The organism is Mediterraneibacter sp. ICN-202921 (assembly GCF_037890075.1).
GTDB lineage: Bacteria > Bacillota > Clostridia > Lachnospirales > Lachnospiraceae > Mediterraneibacter > Mediterraneibacter massiliensis.
Map to the genome: position 1 here is coordinate 99,352 of NZ_JBBKBE010000006.1, position 12,811 is coordinate 112,162.

Below are 12,811 nucleotides of genomic sequence, written 5' to 3' on the forward strand. Positions count from 1 at the left end.
TCCTCACTTACACATAATCAGGCAAAGCCGCCTGTCTAAAAGGCATGTACCTAGACAGAAACACATTGTTTGAACACATCGATCACATACTGTACTTCTTCATCCGACAGTTTTGTGTGAAGGGGAAGCGTGATCTCATTTTCAAACATGGCATATGCGTTCGGATACTCTTTTATATCAAATCCCAGATCTTTATATGCTGTCAAGAGGGGCAGCGGTTTATAATGTACGTTTGTCGCAACTCCGGCTTCCGCCATTTTTCTGATGATCTGATTGCATTCTTCCCTGTTCTTTCCATTTACTCTTACCAGATACAGATGTCCGCTGGATGCATAGTCTTCTCCGAAATGTCTGAGTATTTGCACATCCAGATCTTTCAAACCTTCATTATACATCTCTATGATTTCTTTTCTTCTCTGCAAAAGTGCGGGATACCTTCTTAATTGTACGATTCCCAGAGATGCCATGATATCTGTCATATTGCATTTAAAATAGGGCGCCACGATGTCATATTCCCATGCTCCCAGCTGTGTTTTTGCCAGTGCGTCCTTGGATTGTCCATGTAAAGAAAGGAGCATGTATTGTTTATAGATTTCTTCATTATCCACGCCTTCTATATCTTTCCATACAACTGCTCCGCCTTCCGCTGTCGTCAGATTCTTTACGGCATGAAAAGAAAAGCTCGTAAAATCCGCGAACTCTCCACTGTGTTTTCCCTTTTTCACTGCACCAAAGGCATGCGCGCCATCGGCAACGACTGCTATGCGGCCAATCTTCTTCTGTAATTCTGTCTCTGCATGAAATAATTCTTTTTTACGTTCTACGATTTCAAAGATCCGCTCATAATCACAGATTACTCCTCCCAGATCAACAGGTATGATCGCTTTTGTTTTTTCTGTGATCGCCGCTTCCAGTTTCTCATAATCCATCTCATAGGAATCAGGCTGCACGTCTACCAGCACGATCTTGGCGCCTACGTGCTGTATCACACTCGCCGACGCCGTGTACGTATAGGCGCTGGTGATCACTTCATCCCCTGGGCCTATCCCAAGTACCCTTAATGTCATTTCGCTGCACGCTGTCGCGGAATTTAAACACACCGCCCTGCTCGTATGACAATATGCCGCGATCTGCTTTTCAAAAAGTTTCGTCTTCGGCCCTGTTGTGATCCAGCCGCTTCTTAATGTATCAGCTACTTCTGCGATTTCCTCTTCTGTAATATCCGGAGGGGAAAATGCTATATGCATGTTCTTCATCCTATTTATCCTCCACTACTGGTTTTTCATGACTTGCTCTTCCAAGACTTAACAATTCCTGATAAGCTTCTTCGTCTCGTTCTTTATCTTCCGGTCTGATATGATAAGTGGGTACAATCCTGGATACGATTTCCTTTACATCTCTCTGTTCGTCTGCCGCCGCTTCCTCCAGCAGCTTCAGTTCACTTAAGAAATGCACCTCGTTAAATTCCAGCGGCTTTCCGACATAGATCAGATTATTTGCTGTCTTCTTAAGCCCTTCTTCCTTTGTCAGGATCTCTTCATACAATTTTTCTCCCGGCCGCAGTCCTGTATAGACAATATCCATGTCTACTCCTAAAGTATACCCAGAAAGCCGGATCAAATTCTTGGCAAGATCCGCGATCTTCACCGGTTCTCCCATATCCAGGACAAAGATTTCTCCTCCTTTGGCAAGAGCTCCTGCCTGCAATACCAGAGATACCGCTTCCGGTATAGTCATAAAATAGCGGATGATATCCGGATGGGTCACCGTCACCGGACCGCCTGCCGCCATCTGCTTTTTAAACAGCGGTATAACGCTTCCATTACTTCCCAGCACGTTTCCAAAACGAACTGCTACAAATTCGGTACGGGAATATCTGCTGAATGTCTGTATGATCATCTCACAGAGACGTTTGGACGCCCCCATGATATTTGTAGGATTCACAGCCTTATCCGTAGAGATCAATACAAACTTTTTCACGCCATACTTATCCGCCGCCCTTGCTGTCTTATATGTGCCAAAGACATTATTTTTGATTGCCTCATTTGGACTGTCCTCCATCAGAGGCACATGCTTATGGGCTGCGGCATGATAGACCACATCGGGACGATATAGGTCCATCACACTTTCTATCCGTTTTGTATTTCTTACGGAACCGATCAGTACCTCCAGCTTCAACGCCGGATATTTTTTCTTCAATTCCTGCTGAATATCATAGGCATTATTTTCATAAATATCAAATATGATCAATATCTTGGGATTATGTGCCGCTATCTGCCTACACAGTTCGCTGCCGATAGATCCGCCTCCGCCTGTCACTAACACGACCTTATTCCTGACATAGCCAGAGATACTGTCGATATCGATCTTGATCGCATCTCTTCCCAGCAGATCTTCGATCGAAACTTCCCGCAGCTTTGAGACGCTGACTTCCTCTGTTATCAGCTGGTACATACCGGGAAGTACTTTCATCTTACATTCTGTCTCATTGCAGATCCGCAGGATCTCCCTTGTATCCTTTGCATTTGCTGAAGGAATCGCTAAAATAATTTCATCAACGTTATATCTTTTGGCTAATTCTTTTATCTTTGTTCGGTCTCCCATAATACGGACACCTCGGATATATTTTCCCTTTTTAGAAGGATTGTCGTCGATCACGCAGACCACATTTCGATTCAAATGCCTGCTGGTCTTCAGTTCCGTGATAATAATATTTCCGGCTTCTCCCGCCCCGATCACCATCGTATTGATCGGGCGCTTTCCGGTCTTTACCAGTCCTCTTTTTAACACATGCAGGATCCGGTAAGAAAATCTCGTAGCCAATGTTGTCATTGTAAGGAAAAAGAAATAAAAGATATGGAAGCTTCTCGGTACCGGCAGGTACAAAAAGCCCATCCCCATCGCCTGAAATGCCGTAGAAAGCAGACTGGCTCCGACGATCAGTCCTGCTTCATGCATACTTGCATAAGACCATACCCTGTTATACAGATTTAAAACAAGAAAGATTACAAGAGTTGTCACTATATTGATCCATACATAAGCTTTTATACTCGCCATATATTCTTCCGGCACCCAGCCGGAATACACATTATCCAGCTTAAACCGGATGATCAATGCAGCATAGGTATCAAAAATAATCATAAGAATATCTACGATAAAAAGTAAAATCATTCTTGTCCTTGACGTCTTTAGACTAAGTATATTTTTCATAAAATCCTCTCCGATAATACTGTTACAAATTATTACAACTTTTTTACATACTATAATATAATACCAAACTTCTATAAATTATACAATAAGTATATAACGAAAAAATGTATATATATTGTGCTTTTTATTTTAATTCAAAGATTCTCCGTCCGTTAAAGTTCCGCCTTCTTCTTCCACCACATTGATCAGGTCTATGATCTCGTCTACCTGCGCATAATCCGGCTCTACAACAGAAAGCAGCGTATCTCCGCTGGAATAACAGTATCCTTCGCTGTTATACCCTTCTGCGGCTATCGACTGGATCGTCCATTTTGCGTTTTTATTTAACTGATATTTGATCAAAGCATTGATCTGATCCTGGGACATGTTGGTTTCAACATCCTTACTCACCTGATTCATAATGCTGTTTGCCTTTAGGAGCATCGTCGGCGACAGACATTTCTTCAGCATCGCCGTGATCACCGCCTGCTGGTTCTTTCCTCTCTGGTTGTCTCCATCCGGCAGGTTCTGCCTTTCTCTTGAGAAAGCAAGTGCCTGTTCTCCTGTAAAATGATTCATTCCCTGCTGTACATCCATCACATACTCTGAATCCGGACTCGTAGTAAACGCATATTCTGAGTACACATCAATGCCGCCTAACGTATCGACAATATCGATCAGTGACGTAAAATTCAGACGTGCGTAATAATTGATTTCTGTCTCATACAGTTCTCCCAACGTTTCCATAGAAGCATCTACTCCATAGATTCCCGCATGGGTCAATTTATCCGGCAAGCCTTCGGAAATACCCGGGATTGGCACATAATAATCCCTTGGCGTTGTCACCAGCAGGATCTGATATGTCTTCGGATTGACGACCGCTATAATATTCACATCACTCCGGCTCGTCTCAGACACGTCGCCATATACATCAATACCGCTGATATACACTGTGAATGGCTTCTTTGTAATACTGCTGTCTCCAGAGCCGCCAAAATCAAGCTGTATGCGGATATCATGACTGTAAATGATCTTCACACTTTCTTTAAAATCCGGAACAACTTCTTCCATGAGGCTTGTATATGCCTGGTTGTAAACAATCGCATCTACTTCACCGTCACGCAGAGCTACTGCCTGTTCCTGAATAGAGTCATATTCAGCAGTCACTATATCTGCCCCTAACTCCTCCTGGATATCTGTCACCGCGGCCTGCATATTATCCGCGCCTTTTTGGAATTGTACGCCAAACGTATAATCTGCCGCATCTTCCAGAACCTCTGCCGGATCGTCTGCACGCACTGCCACGACCATCTTGTCCACTTTATAACCGCCGCTTGTGATCTTTCCAATCATATCATTTGCCTGTGCCACATAGTAGGAACCAGCCAGCAAAACCATCGTCATAAGAAGGCTGAATATTTTTCCGGGCACTCCCCGTCTGCGGCGTGCCACCTGTGAATTCAAAGTAATGCACCACAGTAAAAATAAAAACGCCGCTATCAACGCCAGATATTTTACAGGCAGCATGCCCAAAAGATACAGGACGATCATCAAAAGGATACTGGCGATCGTCTGAAGAACGATACAGACTGTACCGAACCGATTCCGTTTTGACCGTCGTGCATATTTATCTGTCTTTCTTTTGCTTTGTGCAGCAGTATCTGCCCGCCTTGTTTGCTTTGCCATCCTATTTTCTTTTCTCCATTACCTTTCCCGCAGTCTTTATATCATTCAAATAATGTGGAAGGATATACTCCGTTTTGGATCAGTCCACGGATTGCGTTTACAACCGTTTCCTTATCCTCTTTATAAGTCACTCCAAACCATTCATCAGGAGATTCTAATACTTTTACTTCCAATTTTTTCTCCGCCAATAAAGAACCTATGAGCGTCGGAAGTAAATATTCTGCTTTTAAATCCTCTTCCTTTATATTATCCAAAAACTCTGCAAACCCGACTTCCAGAATGCCAAAGAAGGTGGGATTTAATCCCCACATATTCATAGAAACCGGTAAGTTTGCATCCAGCACAGTCTCTTTGCCTTCTTCTCGGATCACTGCGTTCTCCCCGTCTTTTTCTATATGATGGGTCTCCGTTATATCTAACAGGTATCCATCTTCATCAATGTGACAAACGCCTCTTGTCACGCCTCCGTTGTCACTAAGCGTGTTTTTTAAAACAAAGCTGACCATGCAAATTTGTATTTTATCAGTTTTCACAGGTGTTGTCAAATAGGCATATGCTTTTGCAAAAGCTTCTTTCCCATAATAATCATCTGCATTTATCACAAGAAACGGCGTATCGACAAGTTCTTTGCAGCAAAGGATCGCCTGCCCTGTCCCCCAAGGCTTTGTACGTCCGGCAAAACGTTTTTTATAGGCTTTGGGAATATCTTCCACTTCCTGATAGGCATATTCCACTTCCACGATTTTTTCGATCCGGTTTCCGATAACCGCCTTAAAATCTTCTTCCAGATTTTTACGGATCACAAATACAACTTTATCGAATCCCGCTTCCAAAGCATCATAAATAGAATAATCCATGATGATCTCACCATTTGGTCCCACCGGTTCCAACTGTTTGATTCCTCCTCCGAATCTACTCCCAATGCCTGCGGCCATGACCACCAACGCAGCTCTGCTCATAACTTTCTCCTTTCTCTGATTTTTCTATACTTTTATGTAAAACCACACTTGAAGTGCCTATTCGCCCAGTCCATCTTCTACAATCCGCATCATTTCTTCGAGAGCTTCTATTTCATCTTTTCCCTCACAGAAAATCTCAATCTCATCTCCGCTCTTCACGCACGCTCCTAGAACGCTCAACACACTTTTTGCGTTTGCGGTCACATCCTCTGCTCTGCTGATTTTCCGGATAACGATCTTACTTGCGAACTGCATCGCTGTTTTGCAGAATAATCCCGCCGGCCTTAAATGCAGACCCGTCGGATTTTTGATTTTCACTTTTCCACTAACCATCCCTGACACGCCTTTCCTTTCCTAACTTTCTTTTTCCTCCAGTGTAACCTTGATGGAAGGAATCTCTTTTAAACTAATGCCATCCGGCACATCTACAGTCACAGGTACTTTGTAGACGCCCGGCTCCGTATATTTCTTCAGATCTACGGAGACAGCCTCTGTAATATCCAGTGTTTCCAACAATTCTTCTTTCCCCGTAAACTGCAGGGAGATTTCTGCTCCAGGCTCATAACTGACCTTCAGTTTTTCTGACAGATTTGTCACTTTTATAGACTCTGCCTGTATTTCTACTGTCTTGACACCCTCCTGCTCTGCCATGACCGTAACCACAACCGTATTTGCCGTCTCCTCTGCCAATGTGACCCCTTCCGGAAGATAAGGAAGAACATCGACCGCTCTTTCTTCCTTGCCCTGGAGACCTGTGATATCTATCACAGAGTTCGGGATTACGATCTCTTCGATTTGATCTAAATCTTCTTTGTCACCGCATATCTGTATGCTTGACGGCTCTACCGTCAAACCTGTGTAGACAAAGCCTTCAGCAGGGATGCCGGATACAGACAGATTCAACGGCACTGTCTTTGTTTCCAACATTTCTATATATACACTGATTCCCTGTTCTCCAAGGTTATTTGTCAGCTGTGTCTGATCTATCACATTTCCATTGACATCATATAAGATCAATTCAGCTTCTAGTTCTGTATCTCGCGAAAGTCCAGATACATCTATCTTTGCTGCAGCTTTGCTGATCTGCTGTACCAAGGACTCCGAGCCGCCGATAGAAACTTTCTCCGGATTGACAGTCATCTCTCCAACTACATAACCGTCCCTAGGAGTTCCTGTCGCACTGACTGTCAGCGGGAATGTATTTTTCGTCTTTCCTTCTACTTTGATCTTGAGATTCCGCGGATTAGCCTCTGCCAGTTCATATTTGTCCGAATATCCTTTTACGCTTGCGGAAATAGGCACAAGATAGGTATTTGTATCCATCTCGCTCAAGTCCGCCGTAGCGACGATATCTTCTTTCGAAATATCGGACAGCACAGACCTTTTCGCATACACAGTTACAGAAGTTTTCTGTTCCTCCAGAACCTGATACACCTTTCCTTGATTCGTTACGATCTCCGGATTGACGATCATGACATCCACATCTGAAAATGTTGCCTTTGACACCGGATCATCTATATTTACTACGATCAACCAGAGCAGGGCAGCGAAAACAAACGCCATGATCTTCAGGCCAAAATTTTGCTTCCATCTATCTTTCTTCATTTTTCCGCCGTCCTTTCTTCCTCAAAGTAAATTTCTTAGATTCAGGACTCCTATATTGGATCTGATGCAGTCTTGCAGACAGATATTCTCTTGTCACTCCTCTGGTCAAATATCCCGCCATCGCAATGGATACTTTTCCTGTCTCCTCAGAAACGACGATCACCAGCGCGTCGCACACTTCGCTCATTCCAAGAGCCGCTCTGTGTCTGGTTCCCAAATCTTTGCTGATCTGCATATTGTCAGAAAGAGGGAGATAGCAGGTAGCCGAGGTGATCCTGTCTCCGCGTACGATCACTGCTCCGTCATGAAGCGGCGTATTGTGCTCAAAAATATTTAGAAGAACCTGGGAAGATACTTTACAATCAAGTTCAATACCTGTCATCTCATATTCTGTAAGACGGATTGCCTGCTCTACAACGATCAGAGCTCCGGTACATACTCTCCCCATGTCAAAACATGCAGAAACAATCCCTTCTATCGTTTCATCTGAAAATCTCTGATTTTCCTTATTTTTGTCAAAGGGGTTGATGGTACTCAAAAGATTCTTTTCACCTAATTTTTCCAATGCGCGGCGTAATTCCGGCTGAAATACAACTACCGCCGCTATTGCCAATACATTGATCGATTCTTTTGCAAGAAAAAGGATCGTATGCATCTGAAAGATCGCCGCAGCCAAAATAAACAAAGAAAGTATGATGATCCCTCGCAGCAACATCCAGGCTTTCGTATTTTTGATCCACAACATAATCTCATATACAATGACAGCAACAATAAAAATTTCAATAATATCTGTCACTTGTATATCTGGAAAATACCAGCCGTCTATGAAGTTTTTAAAAAATCCACTAAGCCATAATCTCACCTAAGCCACCGCCTTATTTCTGTTTTTCTTCATCCAGCCCAAGTTCCTTGCTCAGACTCCTCGTAAGGAGAATCTCATCCGTGGACTTTGCTCTTTCCTCTCTGCTGTTTTCCACTGCTTTTCTATTCGCTGTTCTTCTTTTCAGTTCCATCGCTCCATCGGACATGTGCTGCAGTTCGGATGAATCGATCGCAACTGTCTCCTGTCCCTGATGCTTGGTAATACGCTTTACACTTTTTTCAGGCACTGCCACGCCCACTTTAGGAACTGCCTTTACATAATAATAGTATTCATCATCTTCAAACTGTATATGCTCTGTTCCGCTGTAATCGACAGAAAAGAATAAAAATTCCAGTACTAATCCCACAAGCATTGCCATAATGCCGCTGCCGATCAGAACAGCATAAGAAATATGCAGTCCCAGGGCAAGATTCCCTGCCATCCCGACAATGACCGCAGCAACCGCTCCTGCTGCGGAAGCAATCTTCCACGCATGATCTACAGCACGAGTGCGTATCGCATTTACAACCAATAATCCAAGGACAACAGCTAATGCTATCGTCCACATTTCTTTATTTCCGACCGCCTGCTTCGCGAAAGTCATAAGGGTACTTATCATCCCTCCTGCATCTGCGCCCTGCAGTGCAGTGGAAGAAACCTTCACCAAATGTACCAGATAATATGCCATCACACCGCACGCTGCCGGCACAGCTAAAACCGGAGCTCCCATAAGGCCAAACGCCACCGACAGCACTACAGGCATTTTATATGCACAGGCAAGCACCGCTATAAGGACCACCCACGCTCTTTTTGGAGTAAAACGGAAATAAAAAATATACATCAACAGAAAAACCCCCGCCGCAAACGCTGCGATCGGCATAGACAGAGCATACAGATGAACCAGTACCAGAGCCGTTGCCGCAAGCGTCATGATCAGAAGCGGCAGAAACGCACAGACAGCTGCCAGACCCACCGTACATATTATAGAAGAAGCGCCTTTCATAAAGCCGATATTTGCATTGATCGTTCCAAATAAAAGGAGCCCAAATAAAAACTGCAGCGCTTTTGTAATATACATAGAATATTTCGCATATATCTGTTGGATCTGTTCTTTTAAAACAAGTAATGTACTCATAATCTACCTTTTCTCCTTCATATACAACTTTCCGATACGGGATAGATCCCTGTAATATTTCTTTACTCTTTGCTTTGCTTTATTGTGTTTTTTCTTATAAAAACTGCTCGCACAGATCCCGTATATAACGATCAGAACAAGGTAAGCACCGATCGCCACAGCCGCTAGGACAAATAATTTTGTAAAATCTAGATTTTGCAGCAGACTGTCTGAATAGCAGAACACAATTCCGCCTGCCAGACAGGCGTATCCGATCGTAATCCACACAAGTGTCAGCCATGTATGGAGACTTGCATAATCCTTTTTATAATAACTGCTGATTTTCAAATCTTCTTCAGCCTGATGTTTCTCGTAAATTGCTGTTTTTGTCATCAGCCGTATCCTGCCTTTATCCAACATATATACTCTGCACACCTTTCTATTCTTCACGTTATTTTTTCTCGCACTTATGCTAACACATCATTTTTAGTATAGCATACACTCAGAGCCCTTGTCCAATGCTTATAGTCAAAAAATATACATTTTGAGCGCCTGCTTTTTTTAATATTTTTGCTGCCGCATGTATCGTATTTCCGGTCGTATAGATATCATCGATCAGCAATACATTTCTCTTTGGCTTCCACGTTTTTACCACCCCAAATGCCCTTTGTATGTTTTTCCTTCTCTCACTGTCGCTGAGCAGTTTCTGCGGCATCGTTTTTCTAACTCTTTGCAGTGCGCCTGCGTTTACCGGGATCTCCGTATATTCTCCAAGCTTTCTTGCCACCAGCTCTGCCTGATTGAAACCTCTCCTCCTTTGTCTTGACGAATGAAGAGGGATTGGGAGAATTTCTTCAATCTTCCAATTTTCTATCTGTCTGCCATACCGTTTCGCAAGTTCTTCTCCAAAAACGTCTGCATACACTCTTTTATTATGATATTTAAACTGATAGATAGCCGTACTTACCGGCTCTTTATGTACCCAAAGACTCCTTCCCTGAGCATAGGACAGTGTATGCCGCAGACAGTCACTGCAATATTCTTCCTCTTCTGTCTCCAATGGTTTTCCACACTTCATGCAGCGCGGCTCATCTATATAGACGATCTTTTTTCTGCATACAGCACAGATGCCTTTCCTTTCTATCCGTCCACAAAACGGACATACCGGTGGATATAACAGATCTAAAATTCGGCTATGCGTTCTGCCAGGCTTGTGTATCTGTTCTGTTCGTTTTTGTTTTGTATCATTTCCTGAAATGTCGCATCACTCCCTACAATTGTTAGACATTTTTTTGCCCTTGTCACAGCTGTGTACAACAGATTGCGGTTATACAAAAGTCTAGGACCCGGAAGAAGCGGAATGATCACTGCCGGGTACTCGCTTCCCTGGGATTTATGTACCGTGATCGCATAGGCAAGTTCTAACTCATCCAGCATGTCAAACGAATATTTTACTTTGCGTCCTTCATCATACTCTACTTCTACCGTCTCATCATAAAAATAAATATCTCGGATGATCCCCATATCTCCATTGAACACACCCAGCCCCTTGTCTACCACGAGCCCGAACTTCGTACTGACTTCCCATTCCAGCTGATAATTGTTTTTTATCTGCATCACTTTATCTCCCACCCGGAATATCCTGCCGTTTATTTCCTTTTCTTGTTTCTGCGGTTCCGCAGGGTTCAAATATTTCTGTAGGATCGTGTTTAATCTTTCTACCCCAAGAAGTCCCTTTCTGGTAGGCGTCATCACTTGTATCTCTGTAGGAAGTGCATCTACATATTTCGGCAGCTTCTTTTGGATCAGTGTAATAACTACACTGATGATAACATCTGCTTCCTGCCGTTTCAAAAAGAAAAAGTCTCTGCTTTTATTATCCAAGACCACCGGTTCACCGGCATTGATCTTATGTGCGTTTACCACAATATCGCTCTGTCCTGCCTGCCGGAATATTTTTGTCAATGTCACGACCGGAAACCGGTTTGAAGAAATGATATCTTTCAGGACGCTTCCCGGACCTACGGACGGAAGCTGATCCACATCGCCTACCAGTACGAGACGCGTGCCCGGAATCACTGCGGATAAAAGCGCATGCATAAGCGGCAGATCCACCATGGACATTTCATCGATGATGAGCACATCTGCCTCCAGAGGATTGTCGCGGTTCTTCATAAAACCGCCTACATTTCCTTCCTCCTCCGGGTTGCCGTTTACCTCCAGCAGACGATGTATTGTCTGCGCCTCATAGCCCGTCGCCTCCGTCATTCGTTTTGCCGCCCTCCCGGTAGGCGCTGCCAGTAAAATACTCATCCCTTCCTTTTCAAAAAATTGTATCATCGTATTAATGGTCGTCGTCTTCCCGGTACCCGGTCCTCCCGTCAATATCAAAAGCCCATGCTTGATCGCTTCGATCACTGCCTTGTGCTGTAATATGTCCAGAGAAATATTTTCCTGTTCCTCCACTTTTTTCAAGCGCTTTTCCATCATATCTTCTGGCATTTTACAGTCTATATCTAAATCATGAAGCATTTTTGCTGTATTGAGTTCCATATAATAATAATGGGCGGGGTACACACGGATTTCTCCTTCCGTCTCTTTCATTACTGTCTTGCGCTCCACACATAGATCCATCACATATTTTTCAATATCTTGGATCTCTATCTCCAAAAGTTCTCCTGCCCTTCTCAGCAGGATATCCTGCGGAAGATAAATATGCCCTTCCCCAACTGCCTGCTGTAATGTGTAAAACAATCCGCTGCGGATCCGATAATCTGAATCTGTGTGTATCCCGATCCGGGAAGCGATCTCATCTGCCGTTTTAAAGCCGATTCCCTCTATATTGTCTGCAAGCTGGTAAGGATTTTCTTCCAACACACGATATACTTTTTCTCCATAATGCTTATAAATCTTTGCCGCCAGAGTAATGGAGATCCCGTATTTCTGAAGATAGATCATGGCCTGGCGCATATCCTTCTTTGCCGCTATCTGCTCAGCAATCTCCTGCGCTTTTCTCTCACTGATCCCTTTTACTTCTGCCAGCCTTTCCGGTTCCTGCTCAATGATCCGGAAGGTATCTTCCCGAAACTTTGCCACAATCCGCCCCGCCAGCGCTGCTCCTACCCCTTTCACAGCCCCAGAGCCCAAGTATCTTTCGATAGATACTTTGTCTTCCGGCTCTTTTACCTTATGTAAAACTACCTTAAACTGGCTTCCATATACATTATGATTTACATATTCTCCATGCAGTTCCAACAGTTCTCCTTCACTGATAAAATTAAACTCTCCAACGCAAGTGATCTCTCCATCTTCATTTTCCAGATTCAGCACTGTATATCCATTCTCTTCATTCCGAAATACAATATGTTCCACATACCCAGTAACTACTTCCACGCT

The 12,811-nt window shown here is 43.6% G+C and carries 11 protein-coding genes; all 11 read right to left on the reverse strand.

Going from position 1 to position 12,811, the window contains the following annotated elements:
- Window positions 1-50: 50 nt before the first annotated feature.
- Window positions 51-1,247 (reverse strand): DegT/DnrJ/EryC1/StrS family aminotransferase, encoded by a 1,197-nt coding sequence (locus tag WKT01_RS07190; RefSeq protein ID WP_340311884.1) that lies wholly within the window; start codon window positions 1,245-1,247, stop codon window positions 51-53.
- A 10-nt stretch (window positions 1,248-1,257) separates the two neighbouring features.
- Window positions 1,258-3,210, reverse strand: coding sequence for a polysaccharide biosynthesis protein (locus tag WKT01_RS07195; RefSeq protein WP_340311821.1), 1,953 nt, complete (start codon window positions 3,208-3,210; stop codon window positions 1,258-1,260).
- Between the two features lie 129 nt (window positions 3,211-3,339).
- Window positions 3,340-4,875 carry an LCP family protein gene (locus WKT01_RS07200; RefSeq protein WP_340311822.1) on the reverse strand — a complete coding sequence of 512 codons (1,536 nt, stop codon included), beginning with the start codon at window positions 4,873-4,875 and terminating at the stop codon, window positions 3,340-3,342.
- A 41-nt stretch (window positions 4,876-4,916) separates the two neighbouring features.
- Window positions 4,917-5,834 carry a nucleotidyltransferase family protein gene (locus WKT01_RS07205; RefSeq protein WP_340311823.1) on the reverse strand — a complete coding sequence of 306 codons (918 nt, stop codon included), beginning with the start codon at window positions 5,832-5,834 and terminating at the stop codon, window positions 4,917-4,919.
- A 57-nt stretch (window positions 5,835-5,891) separates the two neighbouring features.
- Window positions 5,892-6,167: an HPr family phosphocarrier protein gene (locus WKT01_RS07210; RefSeq protein ID WP_059068980.1), complete on the reverse strand. Its 276-nt coding sequence runs from the start codon at window positions 6,165-6,167 to the stop codon at window positions 5,892-5,894.
- A 21-nt stretch (window positions 6,168-6,188) separates the two neighbouring features.
- Window positions 6,189-7,439, reverse strand: a complete 1,251-nt coding sequence (locus WKT01_RS07215; RefSeq protein WP_117975248.1) for a CdaR family protein — start codon at window positions 7,437-7,439, stop codon at window positions 6,189-6,191.
- Entirely contained in the window at window positions 7,426-8,301 is an 876-nt protein-coding gene (gene cdaA / locus WKT01_RS07220) for a diadenylate cyclase CdaA (RefSeq protein WP_340311824.1), read from the reverse strand. The genes WKT01_RS07215 and cdaA overlap by 14 nt, the downstream gene beginning before the upstream one ends.
- Before the next feature lie 13 nt (window positions 8,302-8,314).
- Window positions 8,315-9,436, reverse strand: a complete 1,122-nt coding sequence (locus tag WKT01_RS07225; RefSeq protein WP_340311825.1) for a hypothetical protein — start codon at window positions 9,434-9,436, stop codon at window positions 8,315-8,317.
- A 3-nt stretch (window positions 9,437-9,439) separates the two neighbouring features.
- On the reverse strand, window positions 9,440-9,865 hold the full coding sequence (locus WKT01_RS07230; RefSeq protein WP_330671077.1) for a hypothetical protein: 426 nt from the start codon (window positions 9,863-9,865) through the stop codon (window positions 9,440-9,442).
- A gap of 52 nt (window positions 9,866-9,917) precedes the next feature.
- The gene (locus WKT01_RS07235; protein ID WP_445299686.1) at window positions 9,918-10,673 is read right to left on the reverse strand and encodes a ComF family protein; all 756 of its coding nucleotides are present in this window, start codon (window positions 10,671-10,673) and stop codon (window positions 9,918-9,920) included.
- A complete protein-coding gene (gene recD2 / locus WKT01_RS07240; protein WP_117975253.1) occupies window positions 10,598-12,808 on the reverse strand; it encodes an SF1B family DNA helicase RecD2 in 2,211 nt (736 codons plus the stop codon). The genes WKT01_RS07235 and recD2 overlap by 76 nt, the downstream gene beginning before the upstream one ends.
- Window positions 12,809-12,811 lie beyond the last annotated feature (3 nt).

Excerpts from the sequence above, each read along its gene's own strand:
- WKT01_RS07195 (WP_340311821.1), bottom strand. The coding sequence starts at position 3,210 with ATGAAAAATATACTTAGTCTAAAGACGTCAAGGACAAGAATGATTTTA.
- WKT01_RS07190 (WP_340311884.1), bottom strand. The coding sequence starts at position 1,247 with ATGCATATAGCATTTTCCCCTCCGGATATTACAGAAGAGGAAATCGCA.
- WKT01_RS07205 (WP_340311823.1), bottom strand. The coding sequence starts at position 5,834 with ATGAGCAGAGCTGCGTTGGTGGTCATGGCCGCAGGCATTGGGAGTAGA.
- WKT01_RS07200 (WP_340311822.1), bottom strand. The coding sequence starts at position 4,875 with ATGGCAAAGCAAACAAGGCGGGCAGATACTGCTGCACAAAGCAAAAGA.
- WKT01_RS07225 (WP_340311825.1), bottom strand. The coding sequence starts at position 9,436 with ATGAGTACATTACTTGTTTTAAAAGAACAGATCCAACAGATATATGCG.
- WKT01_RS07210 (WP_059068980.1), bottom strand. The coding sequence starts at position 6,167 with ATGGTTAGTGGAAAAGTGAAAATCAAAAATCCGACGGGTCTGCATTTA.
- WKT01_RS07215 (WP_117975248.1), bottom strand. The coding sequence starts at position 7,439 with ATGAAGAAAGATAGATGGAAGCAAAATTTTGGCCTGAAGATCATGGCG.